General features: G+C 65.1%; 17 protein-coding genes. 13 read left to right on the top strand and 4 right to left on the bottom strand.

The window, feature by feature from the left end; genetic code table 11:
* Nucleotides 1–63: 63 nt before the first annotated feature.
* From NITMOv2_RS13280 to NITMOv2_RS24475, 13 genes are all read left to right on the top strand, one after another.
* Complete coding sequence (locus NITMOv2_RS13280; protein ID WP_053380326.1) at nt 64–1,083, top strand: SDR family oxidoreductase; 1,020 nt, start codon at nt 64–66, stop codon at nt 1,081–1,083.
* 137 nt (nt 1,084–1,220) lie between these two features.
* On the top strand, nt 1,221–2,681 hold the full coding sequence (locus NITMOv2_RS13275; RefSeq protein WP_145976325.1) for a cytochrome B6: 1,461 nt from the start codon (nt 1,221–1,223) through the stop codon (nt 2,679–2,681).
* 95 nt (nt 2,682–2,776) lie between these two features.
* On the top strand, nt 2,777–3,022 hold the full coding sequence (locus NITMOv2_RS13270) for a DUF2630 family protein (RefSeq protein WP_053380324.1): 246 nt from the start codon (nt 2,777–2,779) through the stop codon (nt 3,020–3,022).
* A gap of 167 nt (nt 3,023–3,189) precedes the next feature.
* Nucleotides 3,190–3,651, top strand: a complete 462-nt coding sequence (locus NITMOv2_RS13265; RefSeq protein WP_053380323.1) for a TIGR03067 domain-containing protein — start codon at nt 3,190–3,192, stop codon at nt 3,649–3,651.
* Between the two features lie 2 nt (nt 3,652–3,653).
* A complete protein-coding gene (locus NITMOv2_RS13260; RefSeq protein WP_053380322.1) occupies nt 3,654–4,643 on the top strand; it encodes an SRPBCC family protein in 990 nt (329 codons plus the stop codon).
* 89 nt (nt 4,644–4,732) lie between these two features.
* Nucleotides 4,733–5,899, top strand: a complete 1,167-nt coding sequence (locus NITMOv2_RS13255; RefSeq protein WP_053382089.1) for a zinc-dependent alcohol dehydrogenase — start codon at nt 4,733–4,735, stop codon at nt 5,897–5,899.
* 139 nt (nt 5,900–6,038) lie between these two features.
* Nucleotides 6,039–6,443: a glycine zipper family protein gene (locus NITMOv2_RS13250; RefSeq protein WP_202967223.1), complete on the top strand. Its 405-nt coding sequence runs from the start codon at nt 6,039–6,041 to the stop codon at nt 6,441–6,443.
* A 561-nt stretch (nt 6,444–7,004) separates the two neighbouring features.
* Complete coding sequence (locus tag NITMOv2_RS25045; protein ID WP_053382088.1) at nt 7,005–7,433, top strand: cupin domain-containing protein; 429 nt, start codon at nt 7,005–7,007, stop codon at nt 7,431–7,433.
* A gap of 163 nt (nt 7,434–7,596) precedes the next feature.
* Nucleotides 7,597–8,799: a baeRF3 domain-containing protein gene (locus tag NITMOv2_RS13240; protein WP_053380320.1), complete on the top strand. Its 1,203-nt coding sequence runs from the start codon at nt 7,597–7,599 to the stop codon at nt 8,797–8,799.
* Nucleotides 8,800–9,199: 400 nt separating this feature from the next.
* Nucleotides 9,200–10,057 (top strand): hypothetical protein, encoded by an 858-nt coding sequence (locus NITMOv2_RS13235; RefSeq protein ID WP_145976323.1) that lies wholly within the window; start codon nt 9,200–9,202, stop codon nt 10,055–10,057.
* Between the two features lie 30 nt (nt 10,058–10,087).
* Complete coding sequence (locus tag NITMOv2_RS13230; RefSeq protein WP_053380318.1) at nt 10,088–10,783, top strand: response regulator transcription factor; 696 nt, start codon at nt 10,088–10,090, stop codon at nt 10,781–10,783.
* Between the two features lie 170 nt (nt 10,784–10,953).
* On the top strand, nt 10,954–15,756 hold the full coding sequence (locus NITMOv2_RS13225) for a cupredoxin domain-containing protein (protein ID WP_053380317.1): 4,803 nt from the start codon (nt 10,954–10,956) through the stop codon (nt 15,754–15,756).
* Nucleotides 15,757–16,147: 391 nt separating this feature from the next.
* Nucleotides 16,148–17,245: a catalase family protein gene (locus tag NITMOv2_RS24475; RefSeq protein ID WP_053382087.1), complete on the top strand. Its 1,098-nt coding sequence runs from the start codon at nt 16,148–16,150 to the stop codon at nt 17,243–17,245.
* A gap of 73 nt (nt 17,246–17,318) precedes the next feature.
* Here NITMOv2_RS24475 and NITMOv2_RS13215 read toward each other — a convergent pair whose 3' ends face one another.
* From NITMOv2_RS13215 to NITMOv2_RS13200, 4 genes are all read right to left on the bottom strand, one after another.
* The gene (locus tag NITMOv2_RS13215) at nt 17,319–18,974 is read right to left on the bottom strand and encodes an alpha-amylase family glycosyl hydrolase (protein WP_083448000.1); all 1,656 of its coding nucleotides are present in this window, start codon (nt 18,972–18,974) and stop codon (nt 17,319–17,321) included.
* Complete coding sequence (locus tag NITMOv2_RS13210) at nt 18,943–20,547, bottom strand: alpha-amylase family protein (RefSeq protein WP_053382085.1); 1,605 nt, start codon at nt 20,545–20,547, stop codon at nt 18,943–18,945. Before NITMOv2_RS13210 ends, NITMOv2_RS13215 begins: the two co-directional genes overlap by 32 nt.
* A gap of 434 nt (nt 20,548–20,981) precedes the next feature.
* Nucleotides 20,982–21,329, bottom strand: coding sequence for an MTH1187 family thiamine-binding protein (locus NITMOv2_RS13205; RefSeq protein WP_053380316.1), 348 nt, complete (start codon nt 21,327–21,329; stop codon nt 20,982–20,984).
* 305 nt (nt 21,330–21,634) lie between these two features.
* Complete coding sequence (locus tag NITMOv2_RS13200) at nt 21,635–22,750, bottom strand: glycosyltransferase family 9 protein (RefSeq protein WP_053380315.1); 1,116 nt, start codon at nt 22,748–22,750, stop codon at nt 21,635–21,637.
* Between the last annotated feature and the right edge of the window lie 70 nt (nt 22,751–22,820).

The following is a 22,820-nucleotide window of genomic DNA, read 5'->3' as shown; positions in this document are numbered from 1 at the left end:
CCAAATAGACCAGACAGACCAAATAGACCAGACAGACCAAATAGACCAGACAGACCAGCAGACATGCATCTCAAACCCCTCAAGGATCAAGTCATCGTCATCACCGGCGCGTCGAGCGGCATCGGGCTGGTCACGGCTCGTATGGCGGCGAAGCAGGGGGCCCGCGTGGTGTTGACGGCGCGCAATCAAGAGGCGCTCCGCCGGTTGGCGGAGGAAATCAAAGGCCATGGATCCGACGGCGAGGCGGCGTTTGTCGCCGGGGACGTGGGCGAAGAGGCAGCCCTGCGCCGCGTGGCCGACGAGGCGATCCGCCGGTTCGGCCGGATCGATACCTGGGTGAACTGCGCCGGCGTCTCCATCTATGGGCGGTTGGTCGACGTGTCGATCGAGGATCAGCGCCGTTTGTTCGACACCAATTTCTGGGGCGTGGTGAACGGCTCCCGCATCGCGGTCGAGCATCTCCGGAAGGAAGGCGGCGCACTCATCAATATCGGCAGCACGCTGTCGGACCGCGCCATCCCGCTCCAGGGCATCTACAGCGCGAGCAAACACGCCGTGAAGGCTTACACGGATGCGCTGCGCATGGAAGTGGAGCACGACGGGCTGCCGATTTCCGTCACGCTGATCAAGCCGTACTCGATCGATACCCCCTATGCGGAGCATGCCAAGAATTATCTTCCCAATGAGCCGATGTTTCCCCCGCCCACCTATGCGCCGGAGGTGGCGGCCGCGACGATTCTCTATTGCGCCGAACATCCGGTGCGCGACGTCTTTGCCGGCGGGACCGGCAAGATGGTGGCGATGTTCAGCCACTTCGCCCCCCGGCTCGCCGACAAGATCATGGAAAAAACCATGTTCAGGATGCAGCAGAGCGATCAGCCGGAGCAGGCGCCCCAAGACAACGGCCTCTACAGGCCCGGAGCAGGCCTGAAGGAGCGGGGCGGCCGCGCTCCCTACGTGTCCGAATCGAGTGTCTATACGCAGGCTTCGCTGCATCCACTGTTGACCGGCGCGGTCATGGCGTTCTTCGGGTTGACCCTCGTCTCCGTGCTGCGCGGACAGCCGCGACGGTGGTCGGGATAGCGGTCTATCTGGTGCGCGGTCTATCTGGTCTATCTTGTGCGAAAACCAAACACACCAGACAAACCAAACAAACCAGATAGACGAGATAGACCAAATAGACCAGACAGACCACACAGACCAGACAGACCAGGAGAATCATGAGTAGACCACGCAAGCGACTGATGTGGCTCTTAGCCATGGTCGGGATGTCGACCGTGCTGGCGGCGGCGCTGTCCGTGGGCCGCTCCGGCCATGCGCAGCCGACGAGCGAGGGCCGGCAGCAGACGAGCCAGCCGAATTCCATCGAGCAGGCGAAACAGAAGGGCTTCGAGGGCGTGGATTTTTACTATGACGTCTTCGGAGCCCCGCCCGGACAAGATCCGCAGAAGTCGTTCGAGCAGGTGATGAAGAAGGATCAGGCGGAGAAACCGGAGGTGATGGCGAAACAGCGGAAGCTCCTGGAGGAGCGGTACGATCTGTCGTGCAAACAGTCGCCGGGCGTCACGATGACCAAGGGCAAGCCGCAGCCCGTCGGGCCGGCCGTCCGGCTGCCGGCGGGGATGACGTGGGAGCAGTTGGCCCAGATGGGTCCGGACGACATCCGAAAGAAGCGCGCGTTCCCGGCGGGCTTCGATCGGCTGCCGCACCCCAAGCACGCCGTCGGCGGACAGGTCTTCCCGCAGATCCAGATCAAGCAGTTTCCCCGGCTGGAGCGGTTTGACGTGGATTTCGATCTGCCCGAATGCCTGCTCCCCGAATTTCCGCCGCCGATTTTCCTGACCATCCACCCGGAGCTGGGCGACGTGTCGCAGGGCGAAGTCCTACACGCGGACAATTTCGACCGGCTGTTTCGCGGATTGGTCACGCCGGCGCAACTGGACGGGCTGCGGATGTTGGTGACCCAATTCGCCCAGGAGGAGTTCAACGCGACGCACGACCGCAAATCGGCCAAGCCGAGTCTCGGCGTCACCTGCCTCGACTGCCACGTGAATTTCCATACGACCGCGCAGTTCCATTTGAACCCCGACACGCGGCCGCAGTTGGAACGGCTTCGGCTCGACACGCCGAGCCTGCGGGGCATGTTCAACCAGCAGATCCACGGATCCAAACGGTCGATCCGCTCGGTGGAGGACTTTACGGAATTCGAGCAGCGCACGGCCTATTTCAACGGCGATCCGATCCGCGCGATGAAAAAAGGGATGAACCTCATCGATCGTGTGCTCGTCGCGCACATGGGGCAGATGCAGAACATGATCGATTTCCCGCCTGCGCCGCACCTCGATCCGATGACGGGCCGGCTGGACCGGACGAAAGCCACGCCGCTCGAAGTCCGCGGCGAGGACGTGTTCTTCGGCAAGGGCCGGTGCGCCGCCTGCCACCTGCCGCCCTCCTACACCGACCATCAGATGCACGACTTGCATCTCGAACGGTTCGGCGCGGCGGCGGATGGGCCGATCAAGACCTTTGCCCTGCGCGGCATCAAAGATTCACCGCCGTACTTCCACGATGGGCGGTTGCCGACGTTGGAAGACACGGTCGAATTTTTCAACATCGTCGGCGGGCTGAAGTTGGACCAGGAGGAGAAAAAAGCCTTGGCCGCATTCATGCGCGCTCTTTAACAGGTCTATCTGGTGCGATGTCTGTCTGGTCTATCTTGTGTGGACGACCAGATAGACGAGATAGACCAAATAGACCGGACAGACTAGACAGACCCATGACCGAACCGACGACCGATCAATCGGTCCTCAACCGCATTCAAGAGCTGGTGTCGCACGAGCATGCCCTCCAGCACAAGGAGGCGCTGTCCGAGGAAGACCGCGCCAGGCTGCGCCACGTGCAGGTCGAGCTCGACCAATGCTGGGATCTCCTGCGCCAGCGGCGCGCGCTGCGCACGGTGGGCCAGGACCCGGATAGGGCGCAGGTGAGGCCGGCGGAGATCGTGGAGAAGTATGAACAATAGAGGCGTCAGAAGCGTCTATCTGGTGCGATGTCTGTCTAGTCTGTCTAGTGCGTGGTCTATCTAGTCTTTCTTGTCCGAAGACCAGACAGACCAGAGACCGAACTGACCAGACAGACCAAACCGACCAGACCGACCAGACAGACCAGACTAGACCGGAGAGGAGCCACATGATTCGTACACATATATACGCCCGTCTCGCCTTGGCGCTCGTTCTGATCGGCGTCCCGGCGTGCACCAATCAATCGAGTGAGCAACCGAAGGCCAAGCTGACCGGCGAATATCGCATCGTCAGCGGCGAGCGCAACGGAGCCGCGATCGATCCGAAAGAACTGGACGACGCCGTCATTACCATCGGCGAGAGCACGATCACCGCGTATGATAAGGAGCGGAAGGAAACCTTCGCGGCGACCTATACCCTCGAGACGAAGCGGAAGCCCTGGGAGATCACGATGACGAGCACCCAAGCGCCCCAAACCGGGGTGGTCACGAAAGGATTGATCGAGGCCGACAAAGATAAGGTCAAGCTGGTCTACGCCCTGCCGGACGGCAAGCCGCCGACGGAGTTCAAGACCGGCGAACAGCAACAGATGTTCGTGCTGGCGAAAACCGAGCCGGCGCAGCGAGGGTAGGGATGAGGCCCCACACAGCCGTCCGGGCCTCGTCCGCCCGCCGCCCGTCGAGTCACGAGCCCCGCAGCTATCCGGAGCGCAACGGCGCGTCGTCGAACGGCCGTCCGGCGCAAGAGGAGCGGCTGGCCACCGGCATGGGATGGTTTGGGATCGGGCTGGGGCTGGCGGAGCTGATGGCGCCCCGGCGTGTGGCGGCGATGCTCGGCGTGAGTCCGGAATACCGGACGGTGATCCGCCTCATGGGTCTGCGCGAGATTGCGAGCGGCATCGGCATCCTCGCGCCGGGCAAACCGGCAGCGGGCATGTGGGCCCGCGCGGGCGGCGATGCGCTCGACCTCGCGTGCCTGGGCGCCGCCTTCTTTTCCCGCGAGGCGGACCGCCGCCGCCTGTCGGCCGCCGCCGCCGCCGTGGCCGGCGCGGCGCTGTTGGACGTCGTCGGCGCGCAGCAGCTGAGCCGCGGCGTCCGGACGAGAAACGGCGTGATTCCGATCACGGCGACGCTGGCCGTCAACCGCGCACCCGAAGACCTGTACCGCTTTTGGCGGGACTTCTCGAATCTGCCGCGATTCATGCCGCATCTGGAATCGGTCGAGGTGACCGGAGACCGCCGATCGCATTGGACGGCGAAGGGACCGGCCGGCTCCACCGTCGCATGGGACGCCGAGATCACCGACGACCGGCCGAATGAAGCCATCGCCTGGCGGTCGGTGGAAGGAGCCGACGTGGACCATGCCGGGTCGGTGCGGTTCGAATCGGCGCCGGGCGATCGCGGCACGTTCGTCACGGTCGAAATGGAGTACCGCCCGCCCTTCGGGACGGTCGGTGCCGCCGTCGCCGCCTGGTTCGGCCAAGATCCGACCCAAACGGTGAAGATGGATCTGCGCCGCTTCAAGCAAGTCATGGAGGCCGGCGAAATCATCACCACCGAAGGCCAGCCGGCCGGCCGGACCGAGAGCACGTCGTGGAAGTACGACAGCGCCGTAAGGCGCTGAAGGTCTATCTCGTCTATTTCGTCTATCTGGTCTATTTCGTCTTAGACCAGACAGACCAGACAGACGAGACAGACCAGACCGGAGGAATAATGAAAGCCAACTGCTGGTACGGCACACAAGACGTGCGGGTCGTGGATGTGCCGGATCCCAAGATCCTCAACAAACGGGACGCGATCGTCAAAATCAGCTCCACGGCGATCTGCGGATCGGATCTCCATTTATACAACGGCTTCGTGCCGACGATGGAGCCGGGCGACATCATGGGGCACGAGTTCATGGGCGAAATCGTCGAAGTCGGCCCCGATGTCAAGAACCGCCGCGTCGGCGACCGCGTCGTCGTCGCCTTTCCCATCTCGTGCGGCCGCTGTTTCTTCTGCAAGAAAGAGCTGTACTCGCTCTGCGAGAACTCCAATCCCAACGCCTGGATGGCGGAAAAGCTGTTCGGCCACTCGCCGGCCGGCATCTTCGGCTATTCCCATCTGACCGGCGGCTTCGCCGGCGGTCAGGCGGAGTACGCGCGGGTGCCGTTCGCCGATGTCGGGACGATCAAGATCGACAACGGCTTTACGGACGAACAAGTGCTGTTTCTCTCCGACATTTTCCCCACCGGATACATGGCGGCCGAACAGTGCGACATCAAGTCCGGCGATACGGTGGCCGTCTGGGGCTGCGGCCCGGTGGGGCAATTCGCGATCCGGAGCGCCTTCCTGCTCGGCGCCGAGCGGGTGATCGCCATCGACCGCGTGCCGGAACGCCTGCAGATGGCGCGCGACGGCGGCGCGGACACGATCCATTACGAAGAGACCGACGTGTACGACACCCTGATGCAGCTCACGGGCGGGCGCGGTCCCGACTCCTGCATGGACGCGGTCGGCTTGGAGGCCCACATGCCGGGTCCTCTCTACTACTACGACCGGCTCAAGCAGGCGATGATGCTGGAGTCGGACCGGCCCATCGCACTGCGCCAAGCCATCATGGCCTGCCGCAACGGCGGCACCGTGTCGGTGCCCGGCGTGTACGGCGGCGTGATCGACAAATTTCCGGTGGGCGCGGTGATGAATCGGTCGCTCACGATCAAGACCGGCCAGACGCACGTGCAGCGGTACTTTCAGCCGCTGCTCGATCGCATCCGCAACGGCGACATCGACCCGAGCTTCGTCGTGACGCATCGCATGAAGCTTGAAGACGCTCCCGAGGGGTTCGACCTGTTCGTGCACAAGCAGGATGACTGCATCAAAGTGGTGATGACGCCGTAACAGAAGGTCTATCTGGTGCGTGGTCTCTCTGGTCTATCTGGTGCGATAAACAAAAGAAACCAGACAGACCAGATAGACGAGACAGACCAAATAGACCAGACAGACCAGACAGACCCAACAAATGCCGACAAAGTCGTACATGATTATTGTGTTGTCACTGCTCGCCGCCTGTTCCACCGCCGAGCCGGTGTTGTATCCCAACGCGCATTTGCAGTCGGTGGGCAAGGAGACGGCGAAGCACGACATCGAAGCCTGCCGGGAGTTTGCCGAGGAGGCGGGAGCGGAGGAGGGGACGGGCCGGGCCGGACGAGTCGCAACGGGCACGGCGGTCGGCGCCGGAGCCGGCGCGGCGAGCGGCGCCGTCGGGGGAGCGATCACCGGTTCCGCGGGCATCGGCTCGGCGATCGGCGCAGCCAGCGGCGCCGTGTGGGGCCTCATCTCGAGCCTCTTCAGCTGGGGTTCGTCGGGACCCAGCCAGACGCATGTCAACATCGTCACGCGTTGCCTGCACGAGCGCGGGTACGAAGTCGCGGGATGGCAGTAGTCCCTCACTCTGCCCTCCCCACATCACGGGGGAGAGGCGAAGGTGAGGGGGAAGGATGGCGGGTGAAGGGTGATCAGTGATGATGAACAACGTCTGCATGAGGATCTCATGGCCAGCCTGACATATGGCCTGCTGGCGCTTCTGGCGGCGGTCGCGTTGTCGTCGCCTCAAGACCTCCGGGCCGCGCAAGAACGGGGGGAGGGTTCCGCGAGTATCATGGAAGCGCTGCGGTTCGCCAAACAGGCGGAGGCGGCGGGCGCGACCGGGGACGGCCGGCGTTTCCTGGAGCAGGCCGATCGCGCGCTGCAGGCGGCGGTCCAAGCCGGTGGCGGGAATCCCGGCCATCGCGTCGCGCAAGGGATCCATGCGCTGCGGGAAGCGGCCGTGCAAGGCCGCGAGGGCCGCCTCGGCGAGGCGCGGGAAGACGTGCAGTCGGCCATCGTCTGGTTGAGCCGCGCCGCCGGCTATCCGGCCACCGCCCCGTCGGCCGACTGGAGGCCGGGAGAGCCGGAGGGGGCGCAGGCGCGCCGGAGCGGATCTCAGACCACGAAGGAGGCGACGATGGATCATTACCTCACGGACATCGAAGAGGCCACGGTCAAGAACGACAACTTCCGCAAAGTGCTGTTTACGGCCGAGCACAGCCAACTCGTGCTCATGAGCCTGAAGCCCGGCGAGGAAATCGGCGAAGAGACGCACGGGCTGGATCAATTCATTCGCGTGGAAGCGGGACGCGGCGCCGCGCGCCTGAACGGCAAGGACTATCCGGTCCGAGACGGCAGCGCGCTCGTCATTCCGGCCGGCACGAGACACAACGTCATCAATACCGGCAAGGACGAACCGTTGAAGCTCTATACCCTTTATAGCCCGCCCGAGCACAAAGACGGCACGGTGCATCGCACCAAGCAGGAGGCGGAAGCGGACAAGGACGACCACTTCGACGGCAAGACGACGGCGATGCTGGCGGACGCGGCGGCGAGCGGAAAGTGACCCGTGAGGCGTGATGCGTGATGCGGGGCGAGTGACCAAACAAACCAAATAGACCAAACAAACCAGACAAACCAGACAGACCAGACAGACCAGATAGACCAGACAGACCAGACAGACCAGACAGACCAGACAGACCAGACAGACCAGACAGACCAGAAAACCTATGGCCGACACGACTTCATCGCCGGCGGAACGCGAGCCTTGGCACGTGCGCTCGGAGGATCCGCTCAACCACGAGGACTTCCGCGCGCTGGTGTGCTATCGCGACGGTCCCTGCGTCTCCATCTTCATGCCCACGCACCGGGCCGGCCCGCAGACCCGGCAGGATCCCATCCGGCTGAAGAATCTGCACCGGACGGCGGAGCAGAGTCTCGTCGATCGCGGGCACCGGGCGGCGGACGTCCGTTCTTGGTTGGCGCCGCTCGACGCCTTGATCGAGGACGCGCAATTCTGGCGCTTCCAAAGCGACGGCCTGGCGCTGTTTCTTTCGCCCGCCTTCTTCCGCCTGTACCGCCTGCCGCTCCGCTTCGACGAGTCGGTGATCGTGACCGAGCGGTTCCATATCGCGCCGCTCTTGCCCTACTTCATCGAGGACGAGCGGTTTTATCTGCTGGCGCTGAGCCAGCAGGGGTGCCGCCTGCTGCGCTGTACGAAGCATGCGGTGGCCCGGCTCGATCTTCCTGGTGCGCCGGCAAGCATGACGGAGACGCCCGGCTACGAGCGGCGGGAAACACAATTGCAATTCGAGGCCATCGCCCCCAAGGGCGGCAGAGGAACGGGCAGCGGCGGCGGCACCGCGCTGTTTCACGGCCATGGCTCGAGCAGCGACGCCTCCACCGCCGACGTGGAACGATATTTTCGCGCGGTCGACCGCGCCCTGTGCGACGTGTTGCGCGACCGGCGGGAGCCGCTGGTCCTGGCCGGGGTCGATTATCTCCTGCCCCTCTACCGGAATCTGAGCCGGTACGGCGCCATCGCCGCGGAACAGATCACGGGCAATCCGAAAGACAAGCGGGACGAAGAGCTGCACCGGGAGGCCTGGGGGCTGATGGAGTCGCGGTTGGCGGAGGCGCGCCGGCGGGCCATGGCCCGCATTCAGGAGGCGCTCAATACCGGACAGGGGTCCGATCGATTGACCGATGTGGTCCCCGCCGCGGTCCAAGGACGGGTGGATGTTCTCCTCGCGCCGCTCGATCGCCATATCTGGGGGCGCTTCGATCCGGACACCCAGCGGGCGGAAGTGCACGAAGAACAGCGGCCGGGCGACGAGGATCTGTACGAGCTCAGCGCGATGCAAACCTTTCTGCACGGAGGGCAGGTGTACCACGTACAGGGTGATAGGCCGGCGGCGAGGTTCCGGTATTAGCAGGCTGTTGAAAAAGCCCGCCAGCGGCGTTCTCGGCTCGCGCGAATCCTCAACGTACCCCGGAGGTACGTCTCCGGTCCGCGCAAACCTGCGGCCTTGCTGGACGGCCTTTTTGAACAGCCTGCACGATTTTGGGTTTGGACAGACACATTCGAGGACATCCTGTCCCCGGTAAGACAGCCTGTCTATGGAATTTGGTTCGGGTCCGAGCCCTTGCGTTTCTGGAACAGCATGAGAACCGGCGCTTTCATGGAGCCGCCCCGCCGTTTCCCTTGGTCCGACCCTTGCTCACTCTTTATGTGAGCTTTGAGGGGGAGAGCCTTGAGCGTTGGGGATCAACTCACCGCTCAACGCGGTGCTCCTCACCGCGTCACAAGCAAAGGGGGAACCTATGGATCTGATGCAGAGACACACCATCGTGATCGCGGCGCTGGCCATCGTGCTGGGAGAGGCGGGAGTCTCTCTCTCGGCGGAATCATCTCAGCGGCAGTCGGCGCCGACGTCGAAAGGGACGGTGCAGGACGCGGGCGGCGAGCGGGTCGTCAGCGAGCCGACGGAGAATCTGCTTCCCGGCAACCGGCTGGTGCTCGGACGCGTCAACGAGATGAGAGGCAATCAGATGGAAATCGACATCGGCAACCCGCAGCCGCTGTTCGTGCCGCAGAAGCCGGCGGCGCTCAAAGGCCAGACGTTCAAGCCGGGGGATGCGATCGTCGTGACCCTGAACGACCATAACGCGGTGGTGGATTATCACCATCCGGACGAGGCCTCTCATCACCAGGTCCTGCGCGGCCGGCTGAAGACCCCGCTGACCGTGGGATTGGATAAGGCCGTGATCGAAACGGAGCAGGGCACCAAGACCTTCATCGTCGCCGACCGGGCCCGGGGCAAGCTCACCGCCATGCCGGTGGGGCCGGAGCTGCTGTTCATGGCCGACGAGACCGGGCATCTGGTGGACGCGCAGTTGGCGAGCGGGCGGGCGGTGCAGGAATCCGCGGAAAACAACAAGGCGCGCATCAAAGGCGCGCATCAACAACTGCGCGCGGTGTTCCAGGGAGCCGAGCGGCCGTCGGCGAGCGGTCCGGAGGGCGGAGAAGGCCGACTCACAGTATTGGAGCAGGGGCAGGAACGCGAGCTGAAGTTCCGCCCGCCGTTGGCCAAGTTGGAGCACCTCAAGAAGGGGCAAGATGTCGTGTTGCTCATGGACGACCAAGGCTACGTGCTGGAAATCGCGACACCTGACGTCAAGGTCCAGTAAGCAGGGCGCGCTCGCGCGCCGCGGCGAGCCATGGGCGGCGGGATGACGGGACCGGTGAAGGACCAAAGCACGCCGCAGAAGCCGCGCGTCCTCTTGGCCGACGACCATGTGCTGGTGGCGCAGTGCGTCCAGCAGATGCTCGAAGCCGAGGCGGACTGCGAGATCGTGGGCCTGGTGGCCGACGGCCGCGCGTTGGTCGCGGAAGCCGAGCGGCTGAAGCCCGACGTCGCCATCGTGGATATCACGCTGCCGTTGCTCAACGGCCTGGACGCCTGCCGTGTCTTGAAACAGCTCGCACCCGATCTGAAACTGATCGCCTTGACGATGCATGCGGACGAACGATTCGTCCGGGCGGCCTTTCAGATCGGATGCGCGGCCTACGTCGTGAAGCAGGATATGAGCGGGGAGCTGGTGCGGGCCCTCACGGAAGTGCTGCGCGGGGGGACCTATCTGTCTCCCACCGTGGCCCGCTCGATGGCGCACCGGGCGGCGGCGCCGCTGCATCCCGTGGCCAAGAACGGCGCGCCGGAGCTCAGCCCGCGGCAGCGCCAGATCGTCCAGCTCCTGGCTCAGGGCAAGACGAGCAAGGACATTGCGGAGACCTTGGATTTATCGCTCACGACAGTCGAGCACCAGACCAAGCGGATCAAGCAGCGTCTCGGTCTGTGCAGCACCGACGACTTGGCGGCGTATGCGCTGAGCCACGGCCTCATCGCGCTGCATTGACAGGATGTTGAAAATGCCCGCGAGCTGCGTTCTCGCTCGTTCAAAGGCTCAACGTACCGCAAGGGTACGCCTCGCCTTCTCACATCGCTGCGGCCTTGCTGGCGGGCATTTTGAACATCCTCAAAAGATCGGCTAGACGGAACTTTTGAACTGTCCGACGGAGGTGGATCATGTTGCACCGACTCCTTCCTCTCACCATAGGTCTAGCCCTCTCGGCGTTCGGGGCCGCCGCCTCGGCAGCCGAGGCGCCGAGAGCCGCCGCCGGTCACCATCCTGCCGCGGAGGCGCTGCCGGGGTGGGCGGAGCAGCTCAAGGGGCAGACGATCATGGAAGACGCCATCGAGGGCCGCGCCGAGCGCACGGCCATGGTGGCGCGGCAGCACGAGCGCGCCATGGAGCAGATCGGCCGGCAATTCGCTGACGATGCCCACGCGCAGCAGACGGGCGGCCGGTTCAACCACCTGTCGATGCTCCACCAGTACGGCGCCGGCGGCCAGGACGCGCTGCTCATGTCTTACCCCGGGACCGAGCCGGTGTCCGCGCAAGGCGGGCGCTGTCCGGCCGCCGCGCCGGTGCGGCCGTTCGACGTCTCCGCGATCAACGTCGAGATCACGCTCAATCAGTGGATGGACTTTTACCCCGGCTACATGTACGCGCTGACGGAGCGCATTCCCGCGATCCGGGAGGAAGAAGAGCGCAACCGCAAGGCGCGGGACAGCGAGGGCTTCGACACCGGCGCCGTCACGCACGGGCTGCAGGCCCAGGCGATCCAGCCGTTGGTGCTGCGCGGCAACCCCGGCGAGTGCATCAAGCTGACATTGCGCAACGAATTGGAAGGCGGAGAAGAGGTCAGCCTCCACATTCTCGGATCGAACATGATCGTGAGCGCGACCGGGGCGCCGGCCGCCACGACGAACCGCGACGCGATCGTGGAGCAGGGCAAGGCCGGGGAATTCGAATGGTACATCGCGCCCGGCACGCAGGAGGGCGCGCGGCAGTTCCACACCTTCAGCAACGACCGGGAGTTGACCGTGATGGGCCTCTTCGGCGCCTTCATCGTGGAGCCGCGCGGCTCCGCGTATCTGGAGCCGGTGGGGCAGGGCGCGCCGACGCCGATGGCGAGCGGCTGGCAGGCGATGATCAAGAACGGAAGCGGGCCGGACTTCCGCGAATTCGTCGTGATCTATCACGAGGTGGGCGACGAGGCGTTCCGGCCGCTGAACAAGAAGGGCGATTTCCTCCCGCAGCGCGATCCGCTCACCGACGTCTACCGGCCCGGCTCCCGCGCCTTGAACTACCGGAGCGAGCCCTTCGGCATCAATCAGATGCATCTCCAGCACGAGTACTTCGGCTTCGAGGACGAGTCGATGGGCTACAGCTCCTACACGTTCGGCGATGCGCCGACGCCGATTCCGCGCAGCTATCTGGGCGACCCGGCCAAGTACCGCATCGTGCACGGCGGCTCGGAAGTGTTTCATTCGCACCATCCGCACGGAGGCTCCATCCGCTGGCCGCGCAGCCCGCGCACCGCGGAAGCGATGCCGCTCTGGAGCGCCGCGAAAAACGGGCCGCTGAAATATCCGGTGATCCGGCAAACGACCGACCGGGTCGATGTCGAAGTGATCGGTCCGGCGGAGGCGCTGGATCTCGAAACGGAATGCGGCTCGGGCCTGTGCCAGCATTTGGCCGGCGATTTTCTCTTCCATTGCCACGTGGCGCATCACTATGTCGCCGGCATGTGGTCCTACTGGCGGGTCTACAACACGCTGCAGCAGGGCGACGCGCGCACGGATCTGATGCCGGATCTGCGGGAGCTGCCGGACCGCGCGGGCGGCGCGCTGCGGCCGGGCGTGACGTCGGAGCAGCTCGTCGGAAAGTCGCTCGACTGGTTCGGCAAGCGGTTCCGCATCGTAGAGAAGGGGAGGAGCGACTGGAAAGCGGACCCCGCCGTCGTGACGATCAAGGACTGGGTCGAGATGCAGCTCCCCACGATGGGGAAGCCGGGCCACAAGCAAGATGAGAAGAGCCAGATCCTCGCCTACGACGCGAGCGTATGGGACTGGGCGTGGGAGGGCAACCGAGCTGTCGGTGAACGGGAGAGCGCCGTCGTCAACCCCAAGTACACCTCGCCGTCGCCGGGGAAGCGGCCGCCGATCCTCTTCGACGCCCGGACCGGCAAGGTGGCTTGGCCGCACTCCACGCCGCACTTCGGCAAGCGGCCGCCCTTTTCGCCCGACAAGAATCCCGCTCCCTGGCTCGACATGATCCATCGGGACGAACGCGGCAAGCCGAGCGTCGATCCGGCGAAGCCCGGCGAAAACGGCCGGTGGAGCCTCTGTCCTGAGAACGCGCCGCGCCAGCCCTACAACATCCACTTCATCCGCCTGCCGATCACGCTGGCGAAGGCGCAGGGCAAGGAGCCGCCGATCGTGGATCCGAACGGGCTCCTGTACGTCCTGCACGAAGAAGAAGCGGACGTGCGGCGGAACGAAGACCGCCGCTATCCGCTCGTCTATCGTATGAACATCTACGACTGCCTCGACTGGATCCTGACGAGCGAATGGGAGGACGACGACTTCACCAACTTCCAGTCGTCGAAGATCAACATCCATCCGCATTTTCTCCAGTTCGACAACCAGGCGTCCGACGGCGTGATCACCGGCTTTTCCTACGAGCAGTCGGTGCGGCCCTTCACCATGCTGGAGAAGAAGGAAAAACGAGGCCTGCCGGTCCCGATGAACGCCGCGCTCACCGCGCCGGCGAAGAAGGGCGCGAAGAGCATCAGCGTCACCAATGCCGCGCAGTACCATGTCGGCACGCTGTTGCTCGTGGGCGCCGACAACGTGCAGGGCAATGAGATCCTCCGCATCGCCTCGATCAAGGAGAGGACGATCACGTTCGACCGGCCGCTCGCGCACGACCATCCCGCGAAGGACATGGTGACCGTTGAATTCGTCCGGCAGCGGCTCTGGGCCGACGCCGACGTGGGCGCGGTGTTCTGGCACGACCACGCCTTCGGCGCGACCACCTGGCCGCACGGCGGCTTCGGCACCTTGCTCGTGGAACCGGCCGGCTCCACCTATCACGATCCCGTCACCGGGAAGCCGATTCGCAGCGGCCCGATCGCCGACATCCATACCATCGAGCCGGTGGGGCATCAGGTCAGCGGCAGTTTCCGGGAGCTGATGGTGCAGGTCCACGATACGGTGCCGCACACGGTGAACGTCGTCACCGCCGGCAATCCGCCGGGCCAACCGGTGGAAGTGGCGCTGGAGGCGGGCAAGACCATCTCGTTCATGATGCCCGAGCACATTTATATGACGCCGCTCCCGTTCCTGAACGGGGGGACGCATACCACCGGAAGCGGGCTCAACTTCCGCGCCGAACCGATGGCGCAGCGGCTGGCGAGCAACCCCGATTGGGCGCAGATCTTCAGCAGCGCGGTCCACGGCGATCCGAGCACGCCGCTCTTGCGCGCCTATCTCGGCGACCCGCTCGTGTTCCGGCTCATCCATACCTTGATGAACGAAACGATGGTCTGGACGCTCTCCGGGCACACGTTCACGACCGAGCGCTATGCGGGGACGGCCAACCGCAAGAATGCCATCCACGTCGGCATCGCCGAGCGGTACGACCTGGTCGTGCCGCAGGCGGGCGGGCCGCGCCTGCAGCCGGGCGATTACATCCACTTCAACGGACGGCTGTCGAAATTCTCGGAAGGCGGATGGGGCGTCGTGCGCGTGCTCGACGAACGCGTGCCGGACCTGCAGCCGCTGCCGGCCGGGTTGTCGGGACAAATGGAATTGCCCAAGCCCCTGCCGGTCTGTCCGGCCGATGCTCCGGTGAAGACGTTCAACGTCTCGGCGATGGATTATCCCGGGATGACGTTCAATCCCAAGGCGCCGGAGGCGATTGAAGTCGATTTCGAACGGAAGATCCTGCTGCGCAATCAGGAGGCCAAGATCTACGTGCTGGACGACGAGGCGTCGAAGGTCGCGGGCGGCCTCACGCCGATGCCGCTCACGCTCAGAGCGAACGTCGGCGACTGTCTCAAAATCCACCTGACCAACCGGATGAAGGAGAGCCGCGCGTCGTTCAGCGCGATCAGCCTGGCCTTCGATCCCAAAGACAGCCAGGGCGCCAACGTCGGCCGCAATCCCGGCGATCAGACGATCGCGCCGGGCGAGAGCCGGACGTACACGTACTATGCGGACCCGGCCAACGGCGAGATCGCCTCGCTCGTGTGGGACTGGGGCCGCCCGCTGATCAATCCCCGCAACGGCCTGTTCGGCGCGATCATCATCGGGCCGAAGGACGCGCAGTATCGCGATCCGAAGACCGGGGCCGATCTGTCCGGCAAAAACAGTTGGACGGCCGACGTGCTGATCGATCGGACGATCCCGGGCTATGAAACCCGGCGTGACTATCGGGACGTCGCGCTGTTCTTCCAGGACGAGGACAATATCATCGGCACGAGCTTCATGCCGTATGTGCAGAACGTCGCCGGACTGACGGGCGTGAATTACCGCTCGGAGCCGTATAAGTACCGTGAGGACAAAGGCTGCTCGCTGGGCAAGATTTTCCAGCCTTGCGCGGTGGATCAGCCGGAGGATCCGGCGACGCCGATCATCGAGGCACATGCCGGCGACGCCGTGCGCATCCACCTGTTCGGCGCGGCGAGCGAGCAGAACGGGATGTTCAGCGTGGAGCAGCACGAGTGGCCGATCGAACCCTTCATGCAGGGCGCCGACATGCTCAACGTGGTGGAGTTCGCCTCGTCGGAGACGCTGGACCTGCTGATCCCCTCCGCCGGAGGGCCGGGGCGGCTGCCGGGCGATTACCTCTGGAGCAACCAGCGGCTGCCCTACGCGCAGTCCGGGCAATGGGGTTATTTCCGCGTGTTGCCGGCGGGCGATCAGCGGATCATGGCGTTGGGCGATCGGCAGGCGTCGCGCATAGCCGAGTCGCGGTAGCAGGGGACTGGCTCCGGCAACGCCGGTGCCTGTCCCGCTGCTCGATCTGCCCGGATGCGAGGACGGGGACAGCCACCATGCGGAAAGGTGGCAGCCCCTGCGGCCTTGGCGCGCCGGGGTGGGCGGGTGAGATTAATCGGCCATTGTGAACAGCCTGCGGTCGTAAGAAACAGTCCAAGAGAGTGACATGGAACATCCGCATGAAAACCAGAGGCAGCAGGCGCGGCTGGCCTTCTATCAGGCGTTGGCGGCGGTGGCGGTGCTCGGGGGCGGTTTGGCTCTGACGCTCCGGCGGATGCGGGCGGGTCGGCGAACGCCGTCGCCGCAGGCCGCGGCGGCGCGCGTGACCGCGCGGGCCTGGTCGCTGCGGCCGATCCGCTACGATCCCGCGATGGAAACCGCTCATGAGGATGAGCGCGCGACCGTCGATGCGCTGGTGGAGACGATGCGCAAGATCCATCAGACGACGTTCCACGATTACGGCCATGCGGTGCGCGCCACCCATGCGAAGAGCCACGGCCTCTTGCTCGGGACGTTCCGCGTGCTCGACGGCCTGCCGCACCACTATGCGCAGGGCTTGTTTGCCGAGCCGCGCTGCTACCCGGCCGTGCTGCGCTTCTCGACGCAGCCGGGCGACATCCTGGACGACCGCGTGTCCTCCACGCGCGGCCTCGCCGTCAAAGTGATCGGCGTCGACGGCGAACGGTTGGCGGGGAGCGAGCAGGACGTGACCCAGGATTTTGTCATGCAAGATACGCCGGCCTTCCAGGCCGCCGACGCCGGGAGTTTCCTGCGGCGCTTCCGGCTGCTGGCCGCGACGGCGGATACGGGGCAGGAGTGGAAAAAAGCGTTTTCGGCGGTGATGCGCGGCGTCGAAGCGCTGGTCGAGCGGGCGGGCGGATTGAGCCCGACCCTGCGCGCGCTGGGCGGCCATCCCATCACGCACATCCTCAGCGAAACGTTTTACACGCAGGCGCCGCTGCTCTACGGTTCCTATATGGCCAAGCTCTCCGTCGTGCCCGTGTCCGGCGGGCTCCAACGGTTGATCGGGCGGGAGCTGGACCTCACCGGACGGCCGAATGGCTTGCGCGATGCGGTGGTGGAGTTTTTCCGGGCGCGCGGAGGCGTCTGGGAGGTGCGCGCGCAGTTGTGCACCGACACGGCCCGGATGCCGGTCGAAGACGCGTCGGTCCGGTGGCCGGAGCGCCTCAGTCCCTACATCCCCGTCGCCCGCCTCACCGTTCCGCCGCAGGAAGCCTGGAGCGAGGCGCGCTCGCGCGCCATCGACGACGGCTTATCGTTCACTCCATGGCATGGATTGGCGGCGCACCGGCCGCTGGGTTCGATCATGCGGGCGCGCAGGGTGGTGTACGAGGAATCGGCGCGCTTCCGGGCGGAGCACAACCGGCAGCCCATCCATGAACCCCGCAGCCTCGACGACGTGCTCCGGACCGGCGCGATGCCGGGCCTCCAGCCTGCCGGGCGGTGACCCGGCACCGGCTTGGAACACCCGCGCGGAGATCCGCGGTTCTCTTCCATCCAGGCTCGTCTGCTCCCGGTCGTCACGCCGCCGTGCCGATCGAAATGAACCCTTCATTGGGTTCCAGACGGGCGGAAGAGCCGACGACCGCGCCCTCCCGCTCAAGCCTGGTCGAGACGGTGATGCGCGCGGACGCCAGCTCCGGCGGCACCGAGAGCGGCTGCCGGTCCGCGCTGAAGTTCAACGCCACCAAGCATCGGCGGTCGCCCAAACGGCGGAGAAACAAAAACACCTCCGGTGAAGAGGGAAGCCGGCGATAGTCGCCCAGCACCAAGACCGGCTCCGCGCGGCGCAACTGGATCAGGCGGCGATAGAGCCGGAGCAACGAGGCCGGGTCTTCGCGCTGCAACGCGACGTTGATTCGCGCGGAGTCCTCCCCGACCGGGAGCCACGGCTCTCCGCTGGTGAAGCCGGCGTGGAGGGAGGCGTCCCACTGCATCGGCGTCCGCGCCGGATCGCGGCCGACGCCGAATCCCGGCATGGTCCGCTCCCAGGGATCCTGAACGCGGTCTTCCGGAATGGGGACGTTGCTCATCCCGATCTCGTCTCCATAGTAGAGGGTCGGCGTGCCGCGCAGCGTGAGCAGCAAGACGGCCGCGACGCCGGCTTGCGCGCCGCCCGCCCGGGAGGCGATGCGCGGTTTGTCGTGGTTCCCCAAGACCCAATTCGGCCAGCCGTGCGGGGGCAGCGCCTTTTCGTACTGGTCGACCGCGGCGGCGATCGCCTCCGCCCGCCAGGGCAGCTCCACGAGCTGGAAGTTGAACGGGAGATGCAGGCCGGTGCCGCCGGTGCCGTAGTACGCGACGAGCCGGTCGACCGGCAGATAAATCTCCCCGATCAGCAGCCGGTCGTCGTATTCATCGACGACGCGCCGCATCTCCGCGATGATGTCGTGGACCTCCGGCCGGTCGGCGGTATAGGTCGACAGAAACCGCCGGGACGGCCAGAGTCCGGGATGATAATCGGGGTTCGGCGGGTTGCAGCGGAACTGCTCGTCTTTCACCAGATGCCAGATTACGTCCATGCGAAAGCCGTCGACGCCGCGGTCCAGCCAGAACCGCATGGCTTGGTGCATGGCGTCCCGGAGGGCCGGATTCCGCCAATTCACGTCCGGCTGCTGTTTCAAATAGGCATGGTAGTAGTACTGCCCGGTGCGCGCGTCCCATTCCCAGGCGCTGCCGCCGAACGTGCTCATCCAATTGTTCGGCGGCCCGCCGTCCGGAGCCGGATCCCGCCAGATGTACCAGTCCCGCTTCGGATTGGCCCGGGACGCCCGCGACTCCAGGAACCAGGGATGTTGATCGGAGGTGTGGTTGGGCACGAAATCCAAGATCAGCTTGATGCCGCGCCGGTGCAGCGCGTCCGACAGCTCGTCGAAATCCCGCCAGGTGCCGAAGAGGGGATGGATGCTGGTGTAGTCCGCGACGTCGTAGCCGAAGTCGGCCATGGGAGAAGGATAAATGGGCGAGAGCCACACCGCGTCGACGCCGAGCCAGGCGAGGTAGTCCACCTTACCGATGATGCCGCGCAGATCCCCGATGCCGTCGCCGTCGCCGTCGGCGAACGAGCGGGGATAAATCTGGTAGATCACGCCCCGTTGCCACCAGCGGGCCGGCGTGGCGCCGCCGGCGCTCTGCGGGAATCGGTCAGCCGGCGAGACGATACCAGCGGTATCCATACGGCTCCAGTTCGCGCGGGGGGTGCGCGTCCTCGCGGGCGTCGCCGGCGCTGTGGAAAATCGGAACGAACGTGTCCGTTTGAAATGCGGGCAGCGAGACCGGCTGATCCTTGCCGGTCAAATTATGCAGCGCGATGAGCCGGTCGCCGTGTCCCGCGCATTCGTGGGCGAGGACGGCCGGTCCTCCCGCGTCGATGATCCGATGGGAGCCCGATCCCCAGAGCGGGCAGTCTCTCCGTGCGGCGATCAGCCGTTTCATCCAATTGAGAAAGGATCCGGGATCGGCCTGCTGGTCGGTGATGTTCACCCGCTCGTACCCGAAGGGGCCGTCTGTGAGGAGCGGCCGGCGCAGCCGTTCCTTCGGCGCGTCGGAAAACCCGCCGTTGGGGGACGGGGCCCATTGCATCGCGGTCCGCACGGCGTGGCGCCCCGGCAGCGACAGGTCCTCGCCCATGCCGATTTCATCTCCGTACACGACGAGCGGCACGCCGGGGAGGGTGAAGAGGAGACTGAGCGCCATCTCGCGCTTGCGCCGGTCGTTCAGCATCGGGGCGAGCCGCCGGCGGATGCCGCGTCCGAAGATCCGCATCTCGTCATCAGGCGCGAAGGCCCGATAGACCGCCTCCCGCTCCGGCTCGCCGAGCCGTTCCAGGTCCAGCTCGTCGAGGTTGCGCAGGAAGTTCACCCACCGGCAGGACTCCGGAATCGCGGGGAGCTTCCCCAGGGCGTGCACGAGCGGGTCGGCGCGTTCCTCGGCGAGCGCCAGAAAGAGATAGTTGTCGAGATAAAAATTGTAGAGCAGGTGCAGTTCATCGCCGGCCCCGAAGTAGGCCGCCAACCGGTCCGGCTCGACGTCGCTTTCACCGAGCAGCGCCGTCCCGGGCCGGCGGCGGTCCGCATACGTGCGGAGTTCCTTCAAGATTCCGTGGTCGTCCTGCGAGCCCGGCCCCTCGATGAGGTGCGAGGCGGCGTCGATGCGGAACCCCGCCACGCCGAAGGACAGCCAGAAGTCGATGATGCGCAGGAATTCCTCCCGCACCTCGGGGTTGAAGGCGTTCAGATCCGGCTCGAACCGGTAGAAGCGGTGATAGAAGTACTGCCCGGCCACCTCATCATGGGTCCAGACCGTCGGCTCTGTATCGGGAAAGATCGGTCCATGGTCCGGCTCGGGCGGGGAGGGGGCATCGGCCCAAATATAATAGGCGCGGTAGCGGGATTGCCGGTCCCGGCGCGCCGCTTGAAACCACGGGTGCCGATCCGAGGTATGGTCGATCACGAGGTCGAGGAGGATGCGCATCCCCAGTTCGCCTGCGCGGTGCACGCATTCCGTAAAGTCGTCCAGGCTGCCGACATCCGGGTGGATTTCATAATAGTTGGACACGTCGTAGCCGTTGTCCCGCCCGGGCGACGGATAGAAGGGCAGGAGCCAGAGACAGGTGACGCCGAGATCGGCGAGATAGGGCAGGCGCCCGATCAAGCCGCGGAAATCCCCGATGCCGTCGCCGTTGGAATCCTGAAAGGCAGGCACATCGACGGCATAGAAGAGGGCGTTGGAGTACCAGGTCGTCGTCATCAGACTGATTCTGATGCGGCGGCGCATGGCAGGACACTGGACGAATCCCTGAATCGTGAACCGATCGCCTCATGCCGGAGTAACCGGCAAACTTACGGTTGCGTGCGTTGAAAGCTCCTCTCCTGCCCGACGCTCAGAGCGCGGCCGAGGCGCGGCGTGGCGGCTGCCCTTTCATGGAAGCCGTCCGTCCCGGGCCATGGTGAGGGTCCGCGCGCGCCGGCGCGCGAGCGGAGCCGCAGGACATCCGAACGCATGCCGGCCTTTCTGCCTGAAGAGGACCGCAAACTGGTCAGCCACGATGAGCTCCGATTCTGAACCCGCCTCCATGCCGGCCAAGGATGCTGTCCTCGACACTGTCCCCACTTCGTGATCCCGGCCTTTCGGTGCCTCGTTCCTCTAGCGGAACAGCCAGCGGGTGAGATGAGGATGCGTTCTTAGTTGCCGGATGGAGCGGTGTCGGCGGTGATCAATTTTGACGTTCGACCGACGGCCCGACCGATGCGATGCTCCACCGACTCGATATTGGTGCTGAGTTTATTGTCCTTCCCCACCTCATCCTCGATCTTGATCAAGGTGACGACGTGGGAGGACAGACTGCGAACCATGTTATGGCAACGTTGAATCAACGGCACCACAGCGTCCCAGTCGCCTTCAATGCAGGTCCCGGAAGGCGTGAGCTGATAGGGAAGTCCCGAGGCATCGACGAGCTTGATGACTTCGGCCACTTCGTCGCTAGTGTGCCGGCCGCCCCGTAACGGAATGACCGTGAGATCGACTAACATTCGGCACCTCCTCTAGTTGTCCATAGCCGTCCTTCGTTGTTTTGTCGGCGCGCGTTGAATCTATATTTTTATGCATGTGCCGTTCCTTTGAAGGGGTCCATCAGTCATCTAGATGGGGACAGATCGTTCCCCGGTGTCGCCGACTCCATGTGGCGCTCAGATCGGCAAGACCTCTCGGCCGCATGTCTGGAGGTTCAGTCTTTGCACGCTGCTCGACGAGGATCTCGTCCGGATCAAAACGGTGCTCGAAGAGGGAAAGATCCCACGCGACGTGCAGCGGCACGGTTCGGAGCCCCCTCCGATGCTCAAGGCCGAACAGCTTGAGCGGTAACCCCGCCCTTAGACGCTGCGAGCCCCTCCGCGCCGAGCAGCTCGAGCGCCGCTTCCAGCACTTCGGCGACCGGCACGCCGGCGACGAACGAGGAGGGGTGCGCGCATCCCTCCTCCATGCAGCGCGCGCCGCACTCGCTGCAGTCGAGCTGCCAGGAGACCGCCGCGCGATGGCGCGTTCTCGTCAGCGGGCCGCCGTTGATCATGTTGCCGCACCAATAGATGCCCACGCTGGCACAGCCCACGGTGGGGGCCAGGTGCAGCGGACCCGAATCGTTCGCGACGATGAGCCGGGCACGGGAGAGCAATCCGATCAGTCCGCCGAGCGACAGCCGGCCGACGAGATCCAGCGCCGTCGATTTCATGGCGGCCAGCACGGCATCCGCCAAGGGGCGGTCCGCGTCGGTTCCAATGATCGCGACGGTGGCGCCGTCCCGCATGAGGCGGTCGGCGACTTCGGCGAACTTCTCCGGGCTCCACCGGCGGCGCGGGTCGCTGGCGCCCGGATGGATGACCACCAGCGGAGCGGTCGTGGAGGGCGAAACCCGTTCGGCTTCATCGCGATCTTTGGCCGTGACCGCGACCCGCGGCTCCAAGTCCGCGCGCGCGGCTCCGACCAACGCCATCACTTCCAGATAGCGGATGACTTCATGTTGGAAATACGTATAGGGCACCCACCGGTCCAGCGGGGCGGCATCCGGCGTTTTCAATCCGACGGTGAGACGAGCCCCCAGCCGGCGGACGAATGGATTGGAGTAACGTCCTCCGCCGTGCAACTGGATCGCCAGATCGAACCGTTCCTTCTGCATCGCCGCGAAGAAGTGGTCTAATGCGATCGGATCGTCATTCGGCCCCTCCTCCCGCACGCCGCGCGACGGAGGCACGACGACGACCCGATCGACCGGACTCGGGCGTCCGCCGAAAAATTCGGCGTGCAGCGGCGTACCGAGCCACACGATTTCGCCACGGGGATAGCTCCGCCGGAGGCCGTCAAGAGCGGGAAGCGAAAAGATCAGATCGCCGATCTTGTTCGCGCGGAGAACGGCGATTTTGCGCAGGTCCGGTTCGTGAGGCCGATCGACGAGGCGCATGGCTGAAAGGTGAAGTCTGACGTACGATTCGGTGATTGGGTGAAGCGGGAGCTCACTTCACCAAATCACG

The organism is Nitrospira moscoviensis, from assembly GCF_001273775.1.
GTDB lineage: Bacteria > Nitrospirota > Nitrospiria > Nitrospirales > Nitrospiraceae > Nitrospira_D > Nitrospira_D moscoviensis.
Note: the sequence above shows the minus strand (reverse complement) of the source record. Positions and strands in the feature narration are given on the sequence as shown.

Excerpts from the sequence above, each read along its gene's own strand:
- NITMOv2_RS13280 (WP_053380326.1), top strand. The coding sequence starts at position 64 with ATGCATCTCAAACCCCTCAAGGATCAAGTCATCGTCATCACCGGCGCG.
- NITMOv2_RS13275 (WP_145976325.1), top strand. The coding sequence starts at position 1,221 with ATGAGTAGACCACGCAAGCGACTGATGTGGCTCTTAGCCATGGTCGGG.
- NITMOv2_RS13270 (WP_053380324.1), top strand. The coding sequence starts at position 2,777 with ATGACCGAACCGACGACCGATCAATCGGTCCTCAACCGCATTCAAGAG.
- NITMOv2_RS13265 (WP_053380323.1), top strand. The coding sequence starts at position 3,190 with ATGATTCGTACACATATATACGCCCGTCTCGCCTTGGCGCTCGTTCTG.
- NITMOv2_RS13260 (WP_053380322.1), top strand. The coding sequence starts at position 3,654 with ATGAGGCCCCACACAGCCGTCCGGGCCTCGTCCGCCCGCCGCCCGTCG.
- NITMOv2_RS13255 (WP_053382089.1), top strand. The coding sequence starts at position 4,733 with ATGAAAGCCAACTGCTGGTACGGCACACAAGACGTGCGGGTCGTGGAT.
- NITMOv2_RS13250 (WP_202967223.1), top strand. The coding sequence starts at position 6,039 with ATGATTATTGTGTTGTCACTGCTCGCCGCCTGTTCCACCGCCGAGCCG.
- NITMOv2_RS25045 (WP_053382088.1), top strand. The coding sequence starts at position 7,005 with ATGGATCATTACCTCACGGACATCGAAGAGGCCACGGTCAAGAACGAC.
- NITMOv2_RS13240 (WP_053380320.1), top strand. The coding sequence starts at position 7,597 with ATGGCCGACACGACTTCATCGCCGGCGGAACGCGAGCCTTGGCACGTG.
- NITMOv2_RS13235 (WP_145976323.1), top strand. The coding sequence starts at position 9,200 with ATGCAGAGACACACCATCGTGATCGCGGCGCTGGCCATCGTGCTGGGA.
- NITMOv2_RS13230 (WP_053380318.1), top strand. The coding sequence starts at position 10,088 with ATGGGCGGCGGGATGACGGGACCGGTGAAGGACCAAAGCACGCCGCAG.
- NITMOv2_RS13225 (WP_053380317.1), top strand. The coding sequence starts at position 10,954 with ATGTTGCACCGACTCCTTCCTCTCACCATAGGTCTAGCCCTCTCGGCG.
- NITMOv2_RS24475 (WP_053382087.1), top strand. The coding sequence starts at position 16,148 with ATGGAAACCGCTCATGAGGATGAGCGCGCGACCGTCGATGCGCTGGTG.
- NITMOv2_RS13215 (WP_083448000.1), bottom strand. The coding sequence starts at position 18,974 with ATGGATACCGCTGGTATCGTCTCGCCGGCTGACCGATTCCCGCAGAGC.
- NITMOv2_RS13210 (WP_053382085.1), bottom strand. The coding sequence starts at position 20,547 with ATGACGACGACCTGGTACTCCAACGCCCTCTTCTATGCCGTCGATGTG.
- NITMOv2_RS13205 (WP_053380316.1), bottom strand. The coding sequence starts at position 21,329 with ATGTTAGTCGATCTCACGGTCATTCCGTTACGGGGCGGCCGGCACACT.
- NITMOv2_RS13200 (WP_053380315.1), bottom strand. The coding sequence starts at position 22,750 with ATGCGCCTCGTCGATCGGCCTCACGAACCGGACCTGCGCAAAATCGCC.